Origin of the sequence: Rheinheimera sediminis (genome assembly GCF_004005375.1) — a bacterium.
In the GTDB taxonomy this organism is placed as follows: Bacteria; Pseudomonadota; Gammaproteobacteria; order Enterobacterales; family Alteromonadaceae; genus Pararheinheimera.
Genome location: NZ_RZUF01000023.1, coordinates 21,620 through 42,509 on the forward strand (window position 1 = coordinate 21,620; position 20,890 = coordinate 42,509).

At 46.6% G+C, this 20,890-nt stretch carries 16 protein-coding genes; 5 read left to right on the forward strand and 11 right to left on the reverse strand.

The features are described 5' to 3' along the window. Positions 1 to 506 precede the first annotated feature (506 nt). Positions 507 to 1,058, reverse strand: coding sequence for a sugar O-acetyltransferase (locus EMM73_RS15700; RefSeq protein WP_127687752.1), 552 nt, complete (start codon positions 1,056 to 1,058; stop codon positions 507 to 509). A 142-nt stretch (positions 1,059 to 1,200) separates the two neighbouring features. On the opposite strand from EMM73_RS15700, the gene EMM73_RS15705 reads away from it, so the two are divergent. After that, positions 1,201 to 1,884: a DUF3334 family protein gene (locus EMM73_RS15705; protein WP_127687753.1), complete on the forward strand. Its 684-nt coding sequence runs from the start codon at positions 1,201 to 1,203 to the stop codon at positions 1,882 to 1,884. A 10-nt stretch (positions 1,885 to 1,894) separates the two neighbouring features. Here the strand turns inward: EMM73_RS15705 and EMM73_RS15710 are convergent, their stop codons facing one another. The 4 genes from EMM73_RS15710 to EMM73_RS15725 all read right to left on the reverse strand — a co-directional run bounded on the left by EMM73_RS15710 (position 1,895) and on the right by EMM73_RS15725 (position 5,184). Further along, complete coding sequence (locus EMM73_RS15710) at positions 1,895 to 3,118, reverse strand: ATP-binding protein (protein ID WP_127687754.1); 1,224 nt, start codon at positions 3,116 to 3,118, stop codon at positions 1,895 to 1,897. A gap of 124 nt (positions 3,119 to 3,242) precedes the next feature. Beyond that, positions 3,243 to 3,938, reverse strand: coding sequence for a response regulator (locus tag EMM73_RS15715; protein WP_127687755.1), 696 nt, complete (start codon positions 3,936 to 3,938; stop codon positions 3,243 to 3,245). Next, a complete protein-coding gene (locus EMM73_RS15720) occupies positions 3,938 to 4,312 on the reverse strand; it encodes a DUF3019 domain-containing protein (RefSeq protein ID WP_127687756.1) in 375 nt (124 codons plus the stop codon). The genes EMM73_RS15715 and EMM73_RS15720 overlap by 1 nt, the downstream gene beginning before the upstream one ends. A gap of 14 nt (positions 4,313 to 4,326) precedes the next feature. Next, positions 4,327 to 5,184: a MipA/OmpV family protein gene (locus tag EMM73_RS15725; protein ID WP_127687757.1), complete on the reverse strand. Its 858-nt coding sequence runs from the start codon at positions 5,182 to 5,184 to the stop codon at positions 4,327 to 4,329. Between the two features lie 357 nt (positions 5,185 to 5,541). Between EMM73_RS15725 and EMM73_RS15730 the strand changes: the two genes are divergently transcribed. Then, positions 5,542 to 6,582, forward strand: coding sequence for a LacI family DNA-binding transcriptional regulator (locus EMM73_RS15730; RefSeq protein ID WP_222422684.1), 1,041 nt, complete (start codon positions 5,542 to 5,544; stop codon positions 6,580 to 6,582). Between the two features lie 20 nt (positions 6,583 to 6,602). After that, the gene (gene rlmF, locus EMM73_RS15735) at positions 6,603 to 7,532 is read left to right on the forward strand and encodes a 23S rRNA (adenine(1618)-N(6))-methyltransferase RlmF (protein ID WP_127687758.1); all 930 of its coding nucleotides are present in this window, start codon (positions 6,603 to 6,605) and stop codon (positions 7,530 to 7,532) included. Positions 7,533 to 7,598: 66 nt separating this feature from the next. On the opposite strand, the gene EMM73_RS15740 is transcribed toward rlmF, so the two are convergent. The 4 genes from EMM73_RS15740 to EMM73_RS15755 form a co-directional block, all read right to left on the reverse strand. Beyond that, positions 7,599 to 9,059, reverse strand: a complete 1,461-nt coding sequence (locus EMM73_RS15740; protein ID WP_127687759.1) for an MFS transporter — start codon at positions 9,057 to 9,059, stop codon at positions 7,599 to 7,601. Between the two features lie 349 nt (positions 9,060 to 9,408). Beyond that, positions 9,409 to 11,478, reverse strand: a complete 2,070-nt coding sequence (locus EMM73_RS15745; protein ID WP_127687760.1) for a M13 family metallopeptidase — start codon at positions 11,476 to 11,478, stop codon at positions 9,409 to 9,411. Positions 11,479 to 11,640: 162 nt separating this feature from the next. Further along, entirely contained in the window at positions 11,641 to 11,982 is a 342-nt protein-coding gene (locus EMM73_RS15750; RefSeq protein ID WP_127687761.1) for a flagellar biosynthesis regulator FlaF, read from the reverse strand. A gap of 9 nt (positions 11,983 to 11,991) precedes the next feature. Continuing rightward, a complete protein-coding gene (locus tag EMM73_RS15755; RefSeq protein ID WP_186435257.1) occupies positions 11,992 to 12,846 on the reverse strand; it encodes a flagellin N-terminal helical domain-containing protein in 855 nt (284 codons plus the stop codon). 155 nt (positions 12,847 to 13,001) lie between these two features. On the opposite strand from EMM73_RS15755, the gene EMM73_RS15760 reads away from it, so the two are divergent. Continuing rightward, entirely contained in the window at positions 13,002 to 13,382 is a 381-nt protein-coding gene (locus tag EMM73_RS15760; RefSeq protein WP_186435258.1) for a DCC1-like thiol-disulfide oxidoreductase family protein, read from the forward strand. On the opposite strand, the gene EMM73_RS15765 is transcribed toward EMM73_RS15760, so the two are convergent. Beyond that, entirely contained in the window at positions 13,376 to 15,235 is a 1,860-nt protein-coding gene (locus tag EMM73_RS15765) for a glycoside hydrolase family 13 protein (RefSeq protein ID WP_127687764.1), read from the reverse strand. The genes EMM73_RS15760 and EMM73_RS15765 overlap by 7 nt on opposite strands. After that, the gene (locus EMM73_RS15770) at positions 15,232 to 17,652 is read right to left on the reverse strand and encodes a glycoside hydrolase family 31 protein (RefSeq protein WP_127687765.1); all 2,421 of its coding nucleotides are present in this window, start codon (positions 17,650 to 17,652) and stop codon (positions 15,232 to 15,234) included. Before EMM73_RS15770 ends, EMM73_RS15765 begins: the two co-directional genes overlap by 4 nt. Before the next feature lie 441 nt (positions 17,653 to 18,093). Here EMM73_RS15770 and EMM73_RS15775 point away from each other — a divergent pair, with 441 nt between their 5' ends. Beyond that, positions 18,094 to 20,841, forward strand: coding sequence for a TonB-dependent receptor (locus tag EMM73_RS15775; protein WP_127687766.1), 2,748 nt, complete (start codon positions 18,094 to 18,096; stop codon positions 20,839 to 20,841). The last annotated feature ends 49 nt before the right edge of the window (positions 20,842 to 20,890 follow it).

Here is a 20,890-nt window from a genome sequence, read left to right on the forward strand (position 1 = left end):
ATAACCGATCTCAATTAAATTATTGCTGCTTAAATCGCAAAAATTGTGATATTGGTCCTGAACTATAGGCAGTTATCTGAATTCAGGGTACGCAGAGCTATTGAAGCAAGCTTTTTTAAAATGAGAAGTGAGGACAAGGTTGATCTAACATGTCCAATACTTCGGCAGCCAGCACTGACAGTTTGAAGCCATTTCAGGGACAAACTATCTCCCCTGCATGGTGCAATGAACTCTAGTGTGGTCTTATCCGCCAGCTTTGCGACCCGAAAGCAGCTAAGCAATGACCACAGCTCTGACTATTACTCATAAACGACAGAATGCAACCGCCAACAGGGATGACAAAGTGCTGATCTACTGTATAACCTGGAGCAAAACAGGTCAGACACTATCCCCTGTTACTTGCACTGTCGCTTTCTGGAATGCAACAGACGAGGCCCAATTGAAACCGAGCTTGCGACTCTGTTCGAATCGGGAGACTTTGTCAGGATCAGTGCCAAACCCCAATCTTAAACCAGACTTTTAATGATCGTAGCCGGATTACCCGCTACTACTACATAAGCCGGTACGTCTTTCGTCACCACAGATCCGGCCGCTACTACAGCCCCGTCCCCCAAGGTAACGCCCGGTAAAATAATAGCACCACCTCCCAGCCACACCGAATTGCCTATGGTCACAGCCTTAGCTTGCTCCAGTCCGGTTTTGCGCTGAGCTGCATCCAACGGATGGGTCACAGTGTAAATTTGCACCCCGGGTCCAAAGAGCACATCATTGCCGATGCTGACTTTGGCCGCATCTAAAATAATGCAGTGATGGTTGGCATAGAAATTCTGACCCAGCTCTATATTCTTGCCATAGTCGCAGAAAAAATTCGGTTCTATATAGCAGCTCCCCACCTTGCCAAATAGCTGCCTGGCTAACTCTTGATGAGCTTTAAAAGGTAAAGGCCCTTGCTTGTTCAGTTGAGCACACAAAGCTTTGGCATGTATACGCTGTTTGGACAATAGCTTATCTGCTGGGTTGAACCATAAACCTGCAGCCATTTTTTCCTGTTCAGTCATCAGTGATTACTCTCGTTTAACTTGTTGATCCTTCCAGGCTATCGCCCACGTTCCTTATACAAAGCTTCAGGCTTTTTATAGTCTTATGCGCTGGATTAGAGATATACTAAAACTAATGTCGTTGTTTAGCCGGGATGATCTGATGAAAAAAACGAAAGTAGTCACCACCGAAGAAATATTACTCACCCTCTGCCAGTCCGTTACTCAGGTATTAGCTGCTGCAGGCAACGATAAAGTTGCTTATTCACCTATGGTCCAAAAGATCCAGAAAACCTGTTTGCGCCCAGATCTTGGCTGCTTTGTGTTATTTGATGGTGGTTTTTCTGGTTTAGTTATTATTAACTTTACCTCCCAAGCCGCCATGGAAATTTACCGCAAATACATGATGAGCATGGGGATGCCGGAATCTGAGCTGGCTAATTTTCACACCTCAGACGAAGTGAGTAATGTGATGGGCGAACTGATGAATCAAATAGTCGGCGACTTCACCAACAGAGTTCGCATGGAACTGCAAACCTCGATTAATCAAAGCCAGCCAAAAATGATGGCGATTAACAAACAAGTTCAGATTATGATCAACACCCAGCTTGACCAACCTCAGGCGCGCCGGGTGACCTTTAGCACACCAAACCATGCAATTTTTTACATGGAATTGTCTATGGATAAAACTGAGTTTATTCAGTTACATGACTTTGTACCAACACAAGATGAAAATCCGGACGATATTATTGCCAATACTAATGCGGCAGAATCTGAAGCTGCCTCAGCTGCAGAAGCGCTCGCCTCAGAAGTGGATGACGACTTCCTGAACAATCTCGGCCTTTAAACTTTTCGCTTCAAACTCTGCCATCAGAGCAAAGCTCAGATGGCAGTTTTATCCGAAAGCAGGCACCGCCTAAAGGACTTTCATCCACGTCCAGACTGGCCTTATGCCATTCAAGCACTCGACACACAATAGCCAGACCTAAGCCAAAACCGCCAAATCCTTTTTGCCGACTAGGGTCCAACCGCACAAAAGGCTTCAGTATCTCAGCCCTTTGCTCTACTGCTATACCAGGACCATCGTCTTCAACCCTTATTTCAATAGAATCCGCAGCTGATTCTAAAACCAGCACTACTTTGCTACGGGCAAATCGTTTGGCGTTGACCAATAAATTCTGCACTGCCCTTTCCAGATAATGACCATCGCAGACATACACACAGCTCTGGTTGAGTGACAGCTCAATGCTGGCACCGGGCAACGCAGATAACTTCTCGACTAAGTTTTGTAACAACTCAGATAAATCGACTTGTTGCATCTTCAACTGAGGTTGTGCCGATTCCAGCCGGGCGTAATCCAGCATTTCATCCACCAATTGCTCCAGCTCTTTGACATCATTTAGCATCAACTGTTTTTCGTCCTGAGTTAAAGCAGATAACTCCAAAGCGAAACTCAACCTGGCGAGAGGTGTACGTAACTCATGCGAAACCGCCTGAGTCATTTCGCGCTGCAATGCCAGCAAACGTTGGATTTTCTGGCGCATCAGCTCAAAACTGCTGGCGATAGGGGCAATAAAAGATCGAGCAGGAACAACAGTAGTGCCTGCAGGATTCAGCAATTGCTGTTTTAACTTTTGGATATCGCGCGCGACAGGCCATAACCATAACCAGACAGCTATGGCCAACAAGCCCAAAAATAACAAACTAAACCAATAGGAAGGAACTGTACTCTCGCTCAGGTCTGTCGGCCCTAATTGCCATAACTCGCCTTGCTGCATGGCATAAAAAAATACCTGATCTCTGGTAAACAGCGGCACAACCTGCCCAGCCTCTAAAGCTGCCAACTCTGTTGCAGACCATAAAATACTGCCTGCAGGTAACAAAGTAATAGGTAAGGCTAACGACAGCTGTGTATCTGGCAAAGACTGTGTCCTGAGCTGATTTGCAAGATTATCTGCAATCAGCATCACCCAAGGCGGCACTTGGCTTTGCGTTTCTTGCCAAATCCGCTCCACTGTCCAGCCCACTCCAATCAGCACCAATGAAATAAACAAATAAAAATGCAGAAATAATCTGGACATGGGTTAGAAGCCAAAACACTGGTGGTACAAGCAGCATACAGGTGCAAGCCAATTGCAGTTGCCTCCCCAAGCCCACTCAGACCCGCATGGATGCATTACAACTGAGGTTTCAGCGTCGCAGAAGTTATGAGTTCCAGGCATCAGCAACAAATAAATATCCTTTACCCCACACTGTCTTGATCCTGAAAGGCGTTTCAGCATTGTCATTAAGTTTACGGCGTAAATGCGACACCCGCACATCCACAGTGCGATCCAAGCCATCGTACTCACGGCCAATAATTTGTTTATGAATGGCCTCACGTTTTACCGTCTGGCCAGCATGCTTGGCTAACATCCATAACAAATCAAACTCATAACTGGTCAATTCGACCAGTTGCCCGTCAAAGTGTGCTTCACGAGCACTGTTGTTCAGATTAAGTTTACCGAAGCTCAGCTCCTGATTTTCAGTTTTCTGCACTGGATTGCCGCGTCTTAATAACGCATGAACTCTGGCCAGTAATACGCGGGGTTCCACGGGTTTTATCACATAATCATCCGCACCCAATTCCAAACCCAGCACCTGATCTATATCACCTTGTTTGGCTGTTAACATCAACACAGGTGCAGTAAACCAGGGGCGTATAGCCCGGCAAACGCTAAAACCATCCATACCAGGCAGCATCAGATCCAGAATAACCAAATCTGGCTGCCATGTCTGGCAAATCGCAGGCACGGTATCGCCTCTGCTCTCTTGACGCACCTCAAAGCCATGTTGCTGCAAAAAGCTCTGTACTAAAGCCGCCAGACGAGCATCATCTTCAACCAATAAGATTTTTTGCATTAAAACACACTCCAGGGGGCCACCAGACGGCGTCGTTTTTCCGGCTGACGGCTTAATACAATTAACTCTTTTTGCAACAACACCTGGGCGTTATTTTGCAATCTCACTTGCGTTTTACCCGGCCAGCTTAACTCTTGTTGCCATTGTCCTTGTTGCGCCTCTTGCCAACATTGCAATTGTTGTTGCGCAAAATACAAGCATAGACTTTGCGCTTTTGTGCTGCTCCAACGCACGCTAAGCTGTGCTTTACAGTTTTGCTCCACTGTTGCAGAAACACAAAAAGCCGGACTTACAGACCAGCATAATTCAGCACTGCACTCAGGGAGTTGAGCGGTCGCCAGTAACATATTACCAGCGAAAAACAGCCCGAACATTCCCTATCCTTGTATTAAAAAAAGCGATAACCCACACCTACAAACCAGGTTTGCACTGAATCATCCCGCACTAGCGGACTATCCGTCATTGCGTCGTCCAAATGCAGATATCTAAAAAAAGTTAACAGTGACCAGCGCTGGTTCAGTGCTCTTTGCCAGCCAAACCTTACCTCAGGTTGCCAGCTTGCTCGCCCCTGATATCGCTGCAGATAATACAGGTCATCCTCGTCAACACCATAATAGGTATCAATTAATCTGGCACTTTTCCAATACAAAGTCGCATTCAGATCAAAGTGTCCACCGCCAAGAGACCAAATTTTTGTCCAACTCAGGCTGGCATTCTGGCCTTGATACTTGGAACTCAGGTCCTGCCAAAGGTTCAATCTGCCTTGCCATTGTTCAGCGAACCAATCGAACTGAATACCTGCATCCACCGCAGTCGGACGCTTTTTGACATGTGAAATAGATACAGCAGCCAACGACTTTTCAGTGCCCACATCTACTTCTGGTGGCAATTGAGTTCCAGCCGTATTCATAGTCAGCAGATTGCCAGCAAACCAACGCTGAAAATAGCCTTTTTCTGCATTCAGTCGCACCACAATACTGGCGGCAAACTGTTCATTTTGTCTGAGGCTATAGCCTAAAGTGCCATTATCGATAAACCATGAATCGGTATAATAACTAAAATCGGGTAAAATCAGCATGGGGAAGCTATCGCCATCATGCAATGGGTTGCTGCGTTGCCCAGCTCCCAATGCAACAGAAAGTTGAAACTGATCCGGCGCTACGCAGCGTTCTTCACCAGTAGCGCACGCAAATGCTGTACTGCTGCCCAACAGACAGAAAAGAAAAAGCCAAGCCGCTGATTTCATCAAACTACTACCCCAATAATGAATAGCCTTTACTTTAGCATTGAACGCAAAACAGCTTAAGCAAAGTTAACAACTTCACACAAATTGCGTTATGAAGCGGCGCCGAATTTCAGTCCCTTAGTTCAGCTAAAAACACCTTTTCTGAAGCATGGCGAAAAGGATCCAAGAGACTATTTTAATGCTATGATGCCACAGCTTAAAAACAGCCCATTGCCAGTGAACGCGAGGCAATAAAAGAATGAGCTCCGCAGCAGATATTTGCTTGATGTGATAGGGAAGATAAAGCGCAGTCAACGCAGCTGCTGCTTGACGTAAGAAGGGTATATGAAGTCAACAAACCAGCCAGGAATAGCCCCGATGACACCGATGAAAGGAAAAGCGACCTCCTTTGATATCGCCTATCTCGCCGGCGTATCTCAATCTACTGTTTCCCGAGCATTGCGTGACAGCCCGGCTGTAAATCAGGAAACCAAAGATAAAATTTTTGCTATCGCTAAACAACTAAATTACAAGGTAGATAAAAACGCCAGTAATTTACGCAAGCAAACCACTGGTACTCTGGCGCTCCTGCTATTCGAAGATCCGACCGTAGATGAGTCGCAAATTAACCCATTTTTCCTCGCTATGCTGGGCAGTATTACCAGAGCTTGCAGCCAGCGTGGTCATGATTTATTAGTCTCATTTCAACAACTCAGTAATGACTGGCATGCCGACTATGAAGATAGCAAAAAAGCCGATGGTATTATTCTGCTGGGTTATGGCGACTACAAAGATTATGAAGAAAAGCTCAATACCCTGTTAGCCCAACAAACGCATTTTGTCTGCTGGGGAGCTGAAGTGCAGGGTCATCCTGAGTTCACTATCCGCAGTAATAACCTGCAAGGTGGCAAGCTGGCCGGACAGCATCTGCTGCAACAAGGCCGCAAACGTTTTGCTTTTATTGGCAATGCTTCCGATAACAGCCCTGAATTTCTCGCCCGTTATCAAGGTATGGTGCATGCTTTGGCACAAGCCGGCATAGCTGAAAACACTGTGGCTCAACTGGATGCCATTTCAACAGAACAAGCCGGTTTTGATGCGATTAACCAGTTACATGCGCAAGGTAAAAGCTTTGATGCTTTGTTTTGTGCCAGCGACCTGATCGCTATAGGTGCTATCCGGGCTTTGCAGAAAAAAGGCTTAAAAGTACCAGAGGATGTCGCAGTGGTAGGTTTTGATGATATACCAGTGGCCTCTTTTTCCTCTCCGGCTTTGACGACTATCCAGCAAAATACCTCGCTGGCTGGTGAGATGCTGGTGGTGAATTTATTAAAACTGATTAACCATCAGGCAGTAGAGCTGACTGAAATTCAGCCCAAAATCATTATCCGTCAATCCAGTGGCGCTGCAGAACGTTAAGCTGCAGCTCAGGTTTTCCTATGACTTTTACTTCCAAAGGCCTTCATCCTCGCAATAAGCACCAGCAAGTCTATGATTTTGTTGCTTTAACCGCTGAGGTTCCGGCTTTAGCTGCTTTTGTGCGCGACAATGGCCATGGCACACTTTCAATTGACTTTGCCAACCCGCAAGCCGTGAAAACTCTGAATCAGGCCTTGTTAAAACACTTTTATGCGATACCACACTGGCAGTTACCCGAGCAGTTTTTATGCCCTGCAGTACCGGGACGGGTGGATTATCTGCATTATTTGGCCGATCTGTTAGCCCCGTTGAATAAAGGCAAAATTCCAACAGGTTCAAAGCTGCACCTGCTTGACATCGGCTGTGGTGCCAATCTGATTTACCCTTTGCTGGCTCAGGCTGAATATGGCTGGAAAGTCACAGCCTCGGAATTAGACCTGCAAGCACTGACTGCAGCTCAGTTATTAATTGAGCAAAACCAGTTACATCATAAAATTACAGTGCGCCAGCAGCATAAAACTGAACAGATATTTCAGGGTATTATTCAGTCTGATGATTTGTTTGATTTAACCTTATGCAATCCGCCTTTTCACAGCTCTGCTGAGCAGGCTCAGGCGGGCAGTGCACGCAAAGCGAAAAACCTCGGGCAGAAAAATACCAGACTCAACTTTGCTGGCCGCAGCCATGAACTCTGGTGTGAGGGGGGAGAAGCCGCTTTTATTGGCCGTATGATCAAAGAAAGCCAAGATTATGGCCACCAAGTGTTATGGTTTAGCAGTCTGGTGTCTAAACAGGACAATGTGCCGCTGTTGCAGCAACAGCTGACAAAACTGGGTGCACAACAGCAAGTCATTGAAATGCAGCAAGGCAATAAACAAAGCCGAATACTGGCCTGGTCTTTTATGAAGCCAGCACAACGTCAGTTATGGGCTGATTATCGCTTTCGTTAAAGCACAGTAGAACAAGGTCCTGATCCGGCACAACGCCGCGGATCAGGACCAGGCTTGCTTTGTGTGTCACTGCTGTACTGCGGTCGTCTCTTGTTCTTTGACTAACCACACAGACAAAGCCCCCAATATCATGGCCGCACCTGCCAGCATCACAATATACAGAGCTTCATTTTTAAACACAGAGCCAAGGATCCAGCCCGCCAGTAAACCTGAGACAATCTGCGGCGCTGCTATAGTGAAATTGAAAATGCCCATGTAAACACCGGTTTTATTGGCTGGTAACGCGCCTGCCAGAATGGCATAAGGCATCGCCAGTATGGCGGCCCAAGCAATACCTATGCCTACCATAGGGATCATTAATGACAAAGCGCCTTGTGGAATGGTGACTTCAGTGATTAACAAATCGACCTGAGTCAGGGTAGGATCGTTAAAGAGTACAAAACTCAGATAACCCACACCACCACAAGCTAAAGCAAAGGAATACACCAGTTTACGGCCAAATACATTGGCCAGCTTTGCCATCACCATGGCAAAAAACACGGCAAACAGAGAATAGCCCGCATACAGAATACCAACCCAATCGCCTGCAGCACCTTTGGCAGCAGCTATATCGGCAGGTACACCACCCATTTGTTGAATATAAACCGGATCAAACCAGTGCACTGCAACACCCCAGTTGTTCTGAGCTACAGCGGCTGGAAAATAAGTCCACATGATAAATAAAGCAAACCAGGAGAAAAACTGTACCAGAGCCAGCTGTTTCATAATGCCTGGCATAGAAACCATGGTTGACCAGAATGATTTCATCTTCTCTGCAAGGCTGGTTTTTTCGTGCTGTTGCTGCAGTTTTTCAACCTGCAGTCCTTTGTACTGACAATATTGTTCAGGGCTATATTCACGGGTTCTGAATGCAGTCCACAATACGCTGCCCAGTAATACAGTAGCACCAATGTAAAAGGACCAAATCACTGAATCAGCCACCTGACCCGTTTGTGAGGCGTTATCCAGACCAATCACGTTGGTCAGCACGAAAGGCAAAATAGAACCAAAAACAGCACCAATGTTAATAAGCAAGGTCTGGACTGAGAACCCCAGATTGCGCTGTTCGGCCGGAACCATATCCGAAACCAAAGAGCGAAACGGCTGAAAGGTAACATTAAAAGCAGCATCTTTAATTGCAAAAATAACCAGACCAAACAACATAGGCGGAATAAGGGCAACCACCATGGAGGAATTAGGCAGCAACACCATAGCGCCAGCGGCAACCAGGGCACCCCCCAGCATAAAAGGAATACGACGTCCGAATCTGTTCCAGGTACGGTCAGAGGCAGCACCTACTATGGGCTGCACCAACAATCCCATAATGGGAGCAGCCAACCAGAACAATGACAATGACGATAAATCAGCGCCAAGATCGGAAAGGATGCGACTGACATTGCCATTTTGCAAAGCAAAACCAATTTGCACCCCAAGAAAACCAAAACTGAGGTTCCATATCTGCCAGAACGATAACTGCGGTTGTTTCATCTGTTGTCCTATTATTTTTATGTGAATGTCAGGTGAGCGCTCACCTGAAACCGGCTCCTCTGTCATCTAATCCGGCCTTCAGTTCACCTGCAATGGACAACGCTGACGACGCCTGTTAGAGCGTTGGAGAAGAGATCGATTAGAACAGCCTTTACCCGAGCCAGCAACCAGCTGAATACGTATTCAGCCGCTGAACAGAGTATCAATGATGGCCTGTATCAGTATGGCTCAGCCTGAATCTGATGCCGATTTTTTCCAGCTCACCATAGCTGATAGAGAATAACGGCTTAACGCTTTTCCCAGCTATAAAAAGGGACGTCAAAAGACGTCCCTGCAAAGCTTTCACTGCTTACCAGATTTTGACCCGTACCGCATCATCACGGTACATACCATCACCAGGCTTCACATCATAAGTCTGATAAAACTCTGGCATATTCGATAACACACCCAGTACACGGTACATACCCGGCGAATGTGGTCCTGTGATCACTTGCTGACGTAAAGAGGCATCACGGAACTTGATTCGCCACACCTGAGACCAGCCCATAAAGAAACGCTGATCACCACTGAAACCATCAATCACAGGCGCAGGTTTGCCCTGTAACGAGGTTTGATAGGCTTTAAAGGCAACAGTTAAACCACCTAAATCGGCAATGTTTTCACCTAAACCTAAAGCACCCTGCAGTTTTAAATCATCTATAGGATTAAAGGCACTGTATTGGTCTATCATCAGCTGAGCACGTTTCTGGAACTGCTCTGCATCTGTAGGTTTCCACCAGTCGGTTAAGTTACCATGGCCATCTGAACGACGACCCTGATCATCAAAACCGTGGGTAATTTCATGCCCTATCACGCCACCAATGGCACCGTAGTTCACCGCGTCATCCGCGTTCACATTAAAAAATGGCGGTTGCAAAATGGCAGCCGGGAACACGATTTCATTCATGGTTGAGCTGTAATAGGCATTAACAGTTTGAGGTGTCATACCCCATTCAGTACGATCGACTGGCTGGCCTAATTTAGCCACCATACGGTCGAATTCACACTGGCTGCTGCGCTGCATATTGCCCACTAAGTCGCCGGCTTTCACTTCTAAACAGCTATAGTCACGCCATACATCAGGGTAGCCAATTTTGGCATTAAACTTGGCTAGTTTTTCCTGAGCCGCTTTTTTGGTTTCAGGGCTCATCCACTCCAGACCATCGATAGCCTCTTTAAAAGCGACTTTCATATTTTTGATCATCTGATCCATGCGCTCTTTCGCTTCAGGCTTAAAATGACGCTCGACATAAATCTTGCCCAGCATAAAACCTAAAGACCCCTCCAGAGCAGCCACAGCACGTTTTTCACGTTCACGCTGAGCCTCTAAGCCTGACAAAGTTTTGCCATAAAACTCAAAACTAGCCTGGTCAAAGCTGCTGGCCAATAACTCACTGTTAGCACGTACCAGGTGGAATTTTAAATAACTTTGCCAGTCGGCAACCGAAATTTCGTTTTGTAACTGAGCAAAAGCAGTCAGATAAGTAGGTTGACGTACGACTAACTCTTTGACATCAGAGAGTTTCGCGGCACCTAAAAGAGCGGCCCAGTCAAAACCTGGAGCTGTTTCAGCAAGCTGGGCCAGAGTTAATTTGTTATAAGTGGCGTTGCGATCCCGGTTTTGTACCCTACTCCACTGAGCTTCAGCCAATTTAGTTTCTATCGCATAAACAGTGGCAGCAACTTTGGCCGGATCGTCCCAACCCGCCAATTCCGCGACTTTGCTGATATAAGCCTGATACTTCTGCTGAATTTCTTTCGATTTTTCATCTGTATTCAGATAATAATCACGATCAGGCATGCCTAAACCTGATTGGTTCGCCAGGGTAATATATTGATCCGATGCTTTTTGATCCTGACCGACAAATAGCACTACAGGAGTACCGGTACGAGCGGCCTGGAATTCGCCCCATAACTTAGCCAAATCGGCATGAGAGGTCAGCGCTTCTACTTTAGCAAAATCAGCTTTTAACGGCGCTAAACCTAAAGAGTCCAGGGCCGCCGTATCCATGTAAGAGCGGTAGAAATCGGAAATTTTCTGAATATCAGTACCAGCTTCTGCCGTTTGGCCCGCCAATTCCTGCACTATTTCCAGCACTTGCTTATCTGCGTTTTCACGTAATTCGTCAAAACTACCCCAGCGGCCTTTGTCGGCTGGAATTTCAGTTTTCGCCAGCCAGTTGCCGTTTACGTAACGAAAAAAGTCCTGCGCAGGCTTTACGCTCGTATCCATATTGGACAGCTCAATGCCTGAAGTTAAAGTTTTCACTTCAGCCACAGCAGCTGCAGGTGTTTCAGTAGATTGAGTTGGGGTTTGGGCTTTGTCGCAGCCTGCCAGTGCTACAAGCACAGCCAGAGCCAGAGTCGATTTTTTTAACATGGGTTTTCCTGAAATTGATTTTAGTTATCAGTTTTTACGCAGAACCAGTGTAGAGAAAAGGAGGGTATTGTCCAGTTTTTAGATTTTGACTGCGACTAGTGGCAAACCAAACCCGACCAATGTCTACTCTGCAGTGAAGGATTCGCCAAAGCTTGTTGCAATTCAACTTTCTAAGCCTTCTGCGATCTGAGTGGTGAGCTTTATTAACCAAGGCCTGTCTTGCTCAACTGCTGGTAAATCCAGTTCGCTCAACACGGCCTGAGCTAATTGTTGCAGATTTTCCTGCAGCATCCTTGGTATGGGATTGTCTACATCATTGACCAAACCTGAAACCGTCAGCCACAGCACTCTAAGATCGGCCAAGGCTTTGCTTTGTTGCAATTCAGAGCCTTGTTCAGCCAATTCAAGTTGATACAAGACGCGTCGAAACACCTGAGCTTCAAGAACCTTGGTGTTTGACGCCAGTAAACGGGTATCGCGATAAAGATCCACCGGGCTTCGCATCAGAGTGGCTTAGCTAAATAAACTGAGTAAGGAACGTGCGCCCTGATCTTTGCTACCAATGCCTATGGTTTGCTGTTTTAACTGCTGGCGGGTTTCTTCGGCCTGTTTTAGCAAGGCTGCACGACTTTCTTCATCCGGTGCAGCACGAGCTGTATTACGACCGCCAGTGCGCTCAGACTCCAGACTACTGGTTGCTTTGCTAACAGCTGTAGCAATTTCTAACTGAGCCTTTAATTTTTTATCATCTTTTGCCAAACGTTCCGCACTATCAGTCACTGCAGTTTCGGCAGTGGTTAAAAGGCTGGCTTTACCTTCTTTACCTTTTAGTAAATCGCGGGCTTCTGCTGCTGAGCCTATGTTTTCCGGCAAGCCCAAACTTTTAGTCAAAGCGCTGCTGCGCAATTCAGACTGGCTGCCATAACTATTGGTCGTCACTTTACTGCTGTCTTTATCCGTCAATAAATTAATGCTTTTGCCACCACCAGCGCCTTTGTAACTGGCACTTTCCAACGTTTTTTCGATACCGGTACGAAGTTCAGTATATTGCTTTTGTAGCTTCTCACGTTGCGGAGCTGTTAAAGAATCATCAGCCAATTGAGTGGCCACTTCCCTCACTTTTGTCAGTGAATCTTTAATCTCTGTAGTCGCAGCCTGAGCAGTTTCGACTGCGCCTTTACCTTTGGCTAAACTTTGCTGCACCGCTGAGTAATCTTTTGCTGAGTTGCGACCAGGACTCACTTCCAATTCAGCCTTTTTGCTGACTGAAGTTTTAGTATCTGGGCTGGCCTGACTGGAAACGGCGTTGGCCGCTGGATTTGCGACCTGGGTTGAGGGCATAAAGCCGGGGCTGATAGTATTGATCATAACAAACTCCATCTGGACTGGCGGCCAGAAATTAAACTCCTTAGTAGTTTAACTCTGCCAAGCCGTTTCGCCAGTTAAATATGGCTATTTTCTCACCACAGATCCACTGCAGCTTCTCTTCCGTTCAATGAGTGGTTTTGATGATTAGGCACCTTATGCAGCTAGCACTGATTTACGACGGAGACTGCCCCTTATGCCGTCACTATGTGGCGGCACAGCGGCTGCAAAAACAATTCGGCGAACTGACGCTGCTCAATGCCAGAGATTTGCCTGAACAAGCCCCCTTGTTACTGGCCGAATTGCATGCTCTGGGTTTGGTTATAAATCAAAGCATGCTGTTAAGGGTTGACGGTCGTTGGTTAAAAGGAGCTGAAGTATTGCAATTACTGGCTTCACTGAATGAAGCCAGTTGGCGCAACCGGCTTTGGTTGTATTGGTTTCAATCTGCAGACCGGGCCCGCTTTAGTTATCCCTTGCTGCGGGCCGGACGCAATCTGTTGTTAAAGCTGTTAAAAATACCGCCTTTGCCTTACTGAGGCTCCAGTTCCAGCATTAAACTGCCACGCGCTGGCAGTTGCAGACTGCCGTTGGTGCTGATGCTTTTGCCAGTCAGTACATCAGTAAAACGGGCATGGGCTGGTAAGAGTTCAGCATAACGCTTTAGATCCAGAGTTTTAGCATCGGCATTTTTATTAAAAAACACCCACAGCTGTTTGTTGTCCTGATAACGCACATAACTGTAAATACCGTCAGCCGGGCTAAAATGTTTCATCTTTCCTTGCTGTAACACAGTGTTGTTTTTACGGTAATTCGCCAGGGTTTTGATCAGTTGCTGTGCCTGTAGCTGCGCCTGGCTTAACCCCTTGCCGCTAAACGCATTCACTGCGTCCCCTGCCCAACCACCAGGGAAATCACTGCGTACTAAACCATCGTCACGCTGTTTAGGGCTTTGCGCCAGGATTTCAGTGCCATAATACAGCTGCGGAATACGAGGTGCAGTCAGCAGGTAAATCATCGCCATCCGATACAAATCGCTGTCTTCATTCAGTAAGGAAAATATCCGTGCTGTATCGTGATTGCCTTCAAACAGCACCAGATTGCTTGGGTCCGGGTAAATCACATCGTTACCTAAAGCTTCATAAAGTTTGATCCAGCCTTTGTCCCATGATTCTTCTTCAGTCAGCGCCGCCAACAAAGCGTAATAGAGCGGAAAGTCCATCATACTGGGTGTAAACGACTGATAACCATCAGAGTTCTGTTTGCCTTTTTGCCAATAGGACACTACAACAGGGTTAGCGCTCCACTCTTCACCGACAATATTAAAATTCGGGTATTCGCTCATCAGACGCTTCGACCACTGAGTCAGGAAATCTTTATCCGCATAAGAGTAGGTGTCTTCACGAATACCGGACAAACCAGCGTATTCCACCCACCAGATGGAGTTTTGGATCAAATAAGTCGCCAGTAGCGGATGACGCTGATTTAAATCCGGCATAGTCTCGACAAACCAGCCATCAACAAAAGCTTTGGCGTCGACCTCTGCAGCATAAGGGTCCTGCACTGTAGTGCGGGCGTGATTGGTTGGATGGAAACTGGCGTTATAATTCAGCCAGCTTTTTTCCGGTAAATCCTTCAGCCACCAGTGATTGGAGCCTATGTGATTCAGCACTATGTCCTGGATCACGCCTATGCCCTGCTTGTTAGCCTCAAGTACAAAGTTTTTGTAACTTGCATTGCTGCCAAAACGTGGGTCTATTTTGTACAGATCCGTAGCTGCATAGCCATGATAGGAATAAGCCGGACTATTGTTTTCCGTCAGCGGCTGAGGCCAGATTTGCGTCACACCCAACTGCTGTAAATACGGCAAAGCCTGCTGCATACCGGCAATATCACCTCCATGTCGGCCGCCTGGGTTTGCTCTGTCCAGCCCTTCGCTCATGCCATTCACTTCATCGTTGGCAGGGTCAGCGTTGACGAAACGATCCGGTGTGATGAGGTAAATTAAATCTTTTTGACCAAAACCCTGGCGCTGTGCCGCCCCCTCTTTACGCGCCAACAAGCTGTAGTTATACCTTGCTACTGTTTTGCCATTTCGGCTAAAACTCAGCTCAAAACTGCCTGGTTTTACATCAGGACTCAGTTCCAAATCGACAAACAGATAATTTGGATTTTGTACCTTCTGTACACCCAAAAGCTTCACGCCCGGATAACTCAGCGCTACCTGAGTGTGCTGAATAGCTTTGCCATGCACCATCAGCTGCAGCTTGGGTTCTTTCATTCCAACCCACCAGAAAGCAGGTTCCAGATGTTCAATTGGACTGGCGAAAACAAGATTCGCCATCAGCGTAACACTCAGCAGTACAGCTTTGATGATATGAAAAAGCTTCATTCTAATACCACCCTGGCTTTGGCCTGATCCCAGTGCAGCTTCAACAGCACTTGTTGTTTGCTGGCATCAAAATAAGCACTTCCGGCTACCAGTTCTGCTGCTGAATTGACCCAACTCAGCGCTTTACCATCCACCAGAGCGTTCACAGGTTTCGCCATCTGATGCACAACCAGCATTGTTTCCCGCTGTTTTGGCATACCGGAGTAACCCAAACCAGTGCGGTTGAATTCAAAAGCCAAACTCTTGCCTTTTGCCGCAGCACTGAAGGTCAGCAGCTCATACTGGCCTTTGCTTAACGAATCCGGCGATTTACCATCATCTTCATACATTTGGCCTTTGGCTTGGCTGATAGATTTGTCGTGGTAATAATGCAGCTCTAACTGACGGCTGCTGTAGTCTTTCAAGCTTTGAACTACAGGCACCATAGGCACAAAAGAGCCGGCACGAACCATAACAGGCAAGGTGGTTAAATCGGTCGGTTGTTCAATAGTTTTGCCACCCTGATAGGCTTTGCCTGTCCAATAATCCAGCCAGACACCTGCAGGTAACTGCACTGGTACCGACTTCACACCTGCAGCTGTCACGGGAGTCACTAAAAAGGCATCGCCCCATAAATAACTGTCTTTATTGGCAATTAAACTGGTGTCTGCTTCATTTTCAAAAAACAGCGGCCGCATTAATGGCATACCAGTGCTGCTGTTTTGATAAGCCAAGGTGTAGTTGTAAGGTGTTAAGCGATAACGTAACTTGACGTATTCGCGCAAAATATCTTTGGTTTCCTGGTCGTGCAACACAGGTTCAGGCGCTATTTGCTCCTGGGCGTGCGGGCGATACACAGGTTGGAACACACCGTATTGCAGCCAGCGGATATACATTTCTTTATCAAACACTTCGCCACCGGCAAAACCACCTAAATCCGAATGGGTATAAGCCAGACCTAACAAGCCCATTTGCAGCGCCAGTTCCACTTGCGGTTTCAAACCATCCCAGCTGCGGCTGACATCTCCTGTCCAGGGGATCATGCCAAAACGTTGTGAGCCAGCAAAACCAGAACGCATCATAATCATAGGACGCTGCTCTGGTTGCTTGTCTAAGCGGTTCTGATACACCAGTTCAGCCCAGCGATGGCCATAGGCATTGTGAATTTCGTCCGCAGTGCCAATGCTATGAATCGCATCAGCAGGATGCACTTCAGGCTCGCCTAAATCGCCCCACCAGCCCGCTACGCCATACTCAGCCAGCTCGTTATAAATGCCTTCAAACCAGCTTGTGCCTTCTTTTGAAAACACATCAACCAGGCCTGTATTGCCGAAATAAAAATCGAAGGTTTTGGCTTTACCTGCCAGATCAGTGGCTAGAGCTTTGGCTTGCACTGCTTCATCCCAACGTTTCGAGGTGCTTAATACAAAAGGTTCAGTGATCAGAACTGTGTTCACCCCTTTAGCTTTAAAGTCGCTGATCATGCCTTTAGGATTAGGGAAGGCTTTGTTATCCCAGGCTAAATTGCCCATATGGCCCTGAATATCTGGCCCAAACCAGTATAAATCCAGCACTACAGCATCCAGTGGAAAGTCTTCAGCAGCAAATTTATCCACTATGGCGCGGGTTTCGGCTTCGGTACGATAACCAAAACGTGAAGCAAAATTCCCCAAAGCCCAACGGGGTGGCAATGGTTGCTTGCCTGTTACTGTCACGTACTCTTCAATCAGTTTTGGATAAGTGGGCGCAGCCATCAGAATATAAGCCGTTCGGCCCGCCACAGCTTCAAATTGCAGCACCTCTTTTTCAGTTTTGCCTAAATCAACAAAACCACTGGCGCTGTTATCAAACAACACCAGATACTTTTTACTCGACATCACAGCAGGTAAACCAAAATACATCTGCTGTGCTTCAGTGGTATAGCCGTAACTAGCTTTATTGTACAAAGGCAAACGCTGACCACGTCTGTCCATGCCCACCACCCGCTGGCCTGTGCCTAGCAGCTTTTCATCATCTTGCAGCTTAAAACGAAAACCGCGCAAAGTTTCATGAGCAAAAAAACCTTTTTCCTCGGCAAGCAGAAGTTCATTGCCACGGTAATAGCTTACAGAAAAAGGTGACTTCTTCAGCCTGGCGGTCAGATCTGCGGTTTTGAACTCCAGAATGTCATCTGCAACTGTCACCTTGCCTGCTACTCTGGCATTGTGATCGGCAATAGCAAAAGAGGGTAATTGCTTTTGTCCGTCGATTTGATAAACCACTTCTATCGCTTCAGTGCTTTTAAAGGTCAGAAGCACCTGAAACTCATCCGTAGTCACAACCAGCTGATCATTTTGTACTATGTGACTCTGATAGTTTGCAGCTTCTGCAGGTAAGAGACTTCCGAGTAAAACCAGGCTTCCCAGCAAAAAGGAGCAAATTTTATATTGTATCGTCATAGTATGCCGCACTCACTTTTAACAAAAAAAAACAAATCAATTTTCATTTTGACAGCGAAAAAACCTGTTGTTGCCTTAGACAAAGCATCACAAGCATGCCACAACTTAGTGCAAAAATTTCAGATCCGCTGGTCAGCGGACTGCTGCATACGTATGCAGTGATTCCATTCAAGATAGCTCAGTACTCATTATCCAGATTAATTTTTAGCACCCACTTATTTTTCAGAGAAAACAATACAAACACTGCAAATGCACCAATTTGGAGCTATGAATTGCTAATTGCCTCATGAATGTGCACTTTAGAAAACATGAATACGTATTCATGTTGAGATGTGACTCGAACAAGTTTAATAAGCTAATGGGCTAACACCATAGTGCAAAAGCGCAGACCAAACCATAGCGTCAGAAGCACATAAAAAAACAACACACCGGGGATAAGGAATGAAGAATTTCAAACTCAATATGCTGACCATAGCGTTAGTAGCTGCAGGAGCGAGTTCAGTTGCTATTGCACAAGAGACTCAGTCAACAGAAGCGCAAAATCAAGTTCAAGATCAAGTCGAAGTGATCGAAGTTCGTGGTATCCGTCGCAGTTTGCAACAATCTCAGGCTTTAAAAATGGAATCAACATCTATTGTTGAAGCCGTATCAGCTGAAGAAATAGGTAAACTGCCTGATATGAGTATTGCAGAATCTTTAGCTCGCTTACCAGGCTTGGCAGCTCAACGCCTCGACGGCCGCGCTAACGTAGTTTCAGTGCGTGGTTTAGCTCCAGATTTCACCACTGCCACCCTCAATGGCCGTGAACAGGTTACAGTAGGCGATAACCGTGGTGTTGAATTCGATCAATACCCATCTGAAATGATGAGCAACGTTGTCGTTTATAAAACTCCGGATGCTTCAGTGATGGCGCAAGCCATTGGTGGCACCATCGACATGCAAACTATCCGCCCATTAGCTCATGGTGAGCAAACTATGGTCGTCAACTTGCGTGGGGAGCGAAACTCATTAGGCTCACTCAATCCGGACGGCACAGAAAATGGCTACCGTGGCAGCTTTTCTTATATAGACCAGTTTTTAGATGACACTGTAGGTATAGCTTTCGGTTATGCAAAAATGGTTTCTCCAAACCAGGAAGAACGTTGGAATGCTTGGGGTTACACTGGTTCCGGTGATGATAATATTTCTATAGGCGGTGCAAAACCCTTCGTACGTTCAAGCGAACTGGAGCGGGATGGTTGGTTAGGTATTGTCGAATACAAACCAAACGAAGCAGTCACCACTATGGTCGATGTTTACTATTCGAAATTCAACGACACTCAGTTGTTGCGTGGTATTGAATTACCTTTCATTTGGGGTCCTCAGGGCAATACCTTACAACCTGGTTACACCAGCGATAATGGGTTAGTGACCAAAGGTGTTTATAACGACGTTGAAGTCGTGATGCGTAACGATGTCAATATGCGTGATGCGGACACTATTGCTATTGGCTGGAATACTGAAGCGCAGTTAACAGACCTGTGGTCTGTTGAGACGGACCTGAGCTATTCAAAAGCAGATCGCACAGATTTTGGTTTAGAAAGCTACAGCGGCAGTGGTCGCGGCTATCAAAACGGTGTTGCAGACAACATTGCCTTTGAATATACCGCTGATGGCTCAATGCGTTTTACCCCTACATTGGATTACTCAGACACAGACATTATGAAATTAGGCGGCCCTTTAAGCTGGGGTAACGGCTTGACTGTGGCTGGTAATGCACAGGATGGCTTTATCAACACGCCTCATGTTGAAGATGAACTGTCCGCCGTGCGTTTGACAGCAAAAAGGGTATTTGAGCAAGGCTCTATCAGTTCTGTTGAATTTGGTATCAACAGCAGCACCCGAGAGAAATCAAAACGTGATACAGGTTTATATCTGACTCTTAAAGATTACCCGGCAGACGTTGCTGTACCTGCCAACTACCGTTTACCCGATGTATCGCTGGACTTTATCGGCATGGGTAACATGCTGGCATACAATTCACTGGCTTTATATCGTGACGGTTTCTATAACGAAACCAATGATGCGTTAAATGATACTGGCCGGGTGCAAAACAACTGGGATATCACAGAAAAAGTTTTAACACCTTATGCAAAAGCCAATGTTGAAAGCGAAGTAAGAGGGATCCCTGTTAAAGGCAACTTTGGTCTGCAGGCCGTGCACACTGACCAGTCTTCTAGTGGTTTTGCCACTACAAAAGATAGCGCAGGTTATGTCGTAGCCACACCGGTAAGTGGTGGCGATAAATACTGGGAAATGCTACCTAGCTTCAACTTTGGTTTTGAAGTAGCAGATGAGCAGGTTGTTCGTGTCGCAGCTGCACGCACCCTGGCCCGCGCACGCATGGACCGTATGAATGCCAGTAACGGTTACAACTACGACATCACCCGAGCGCAAAATACTGATATCAACGCCTCCCCCTGGAGTGCAAGCGGCAGTAACCCGGCTTTACGTCCATGGATGGCTCGCCAGTACGATCTGAGTTACGAAACTTATTTTGGTGATGATGGTTACTTTGCTGCAGCTGTCTTCTACAAAGATCTGGAAAACTACATCTTTAATGAACAGCAGCTCTATGACTTCACAGGTTTACCTGTGACAGGGGCTGAGCCTAACTTACGTCAGGGTTATATCAGCACACCTAAAAATGGCAACGGTGGCCATGTTCAGGGTCTGGAATTAACCTTGTCAGTGACGGGCCAAATGCTGCATCAATCTCTGACAGGTTTTGGCGCTATTTTGAGCGGCTCATACACGGACAGTGAAGTAAAAGAGAATGCCAGCAGCGCACCAACTGCTTTACCGGGCTTATCGGAAAAAGTTGTGAATGCGACGCTGTATTATGAGAATTCAGGCTTTGAGGTTCGCACCAGTGCCCGCTACCGTTCAGATTTCCTGGGCGAAGTGACGGGTATCAGTCTGACTCGTCAGACGGTAAGCGTACAAGCTGAAACTGTGATCGACGCTCAAATCGGCTATGATTTCTCGGAATCCAATATTGAAAGTTTGGAAGGTTTATCTGTATTGTTCCAGGTGAGTAACCTGAACAACGAACCTTTCGTGACCTACCAGAATGGTGATAGTCGTCAGGTACGCGACTTCCAAAACTACGGTCGCAACTTTATGTTAGGCATCAGCTATAAGCTGTAAGCAATAACAAAACTGCCGAAGAGGCCCCTGCTGCTGTATCTTGGCTCAG

Excerpts from the sequence above, each read along its gene's own strand:
- EMM73_RS15700 (WP_127687752.1), bottom strand. The coding sequence starts at position 1,058 with ATGACTGAACAGGAAAAAATGGCTGCAGGTTTATGGTTCAACCCAGCA.
- EMM73_RS15765 (WP_127687764.1), bottom strand. The coding sequence starts at position 15,235 with ATGAAGCTTTTTCATATCATCAAAGCTGTACTGCTGAGTGTTACGCTG.
- rlmF (WP_127687758.1), top strand. The coding sequence starts at position 6,603 with ATGACTTTTACTTCCAAAGGCCTTCATCCTCGCAATAAGCACCAGCAA.
- EMM73_RS15750 (WP_127687761.1), bottom strand. The coding sequence starts at position 11,982 with ATGCGAAGCCCGGTGGATCTTTATCGCGATACCCGTTTACTGGCGTCA.
- EMM73_RS15730 (WP_222422684.1), top strand. The coding sequence starts at position 5,542 with ATGACACCGATGAAAGGAAAAGCGACCTCCTTTGATATCGCCTATCTC.
- EMM73_RS15705 (WP_127687753.1), top strand. The coding sequence starts at position 1,201 with ATGAAAAAAACGAAAGTAGTCACCACCGAAGAAATATTACTCACCCTC.
- EMM73_RS15745 (WP_127687760.1), bottom strand. The coding sequence starts at position 11,478 with ATGTTAAAAAAATCGACTCTGGCTCTGGCTGTGCTTGTAGCACTGGCA.
- EMM73_RS15725 (WP_127687757.1), bottom strand. The coding sequence starts at position 5,184 with ATGAAATCAGCGGCTTGGCTTTTTCTTTTCTGTCTGTTGGGCAGCAGT.
- EMM73_RS15710 (WP_127687754.1), bottom strand. The coding sequence starts at position 3,118 with ATGTCCAGATTATTTCTGCATTTTTATTTGTTTATTTCATTGGTGCTG.
- EMM73_RS15720 (WP_127687756.1), bottom strand. The coding sequence starts at position 4,312 with ATGTTCGGGCTGTTTTTCGCTGGTAATATGTTACTGGCGACCGCTCAA.
- EMM73_RS15770 (WP_127687765.1), bottom strand. The coding sequence starts at position 17,652 with ATGACGATACAATATAAAATTTGCTCCTTTTTGCTGGGAAGCCTGGTT.
- EMM73_RS15755 (WP_186435257.1), bottom strand. The coding sequence starts at position 12,846 with ATGATCAATACTATCAGCCCCGGCTTTATGCCCTCAACCCAGGTCGCA.
- EMM73_RS15760 (WP_186435258.1), top strand. The coding sequence starts at position 13,002 with ATGCAGCTAGCACTGATTTACGACGGAGACTGCCCCTTATGCCGTCAC.
- EMM73_RS15775 (WP_127687766.1), top strand. The coding sequence starts at position 18,094 with ATGAAGAATTTCAAACTCAATATGCTGACCATAGCGTTAGTAGCTGCA.
- EMM73_RS15740 (WP_127687759.1), bottom strand. The coding sequence starts at position 9,059 with ATGAAACAACCGCAGTTATCGTTCTGGCAGATATGGAACCTCAGTTTT.
- EMM73_RS15715 (WP_127687755.1), bottom strand. The coding sequence starts at position 3,938 with ATGCAAAAAATCTTATTGGTTGAAGATGATGCTCGTCTGGCGGCTTTA.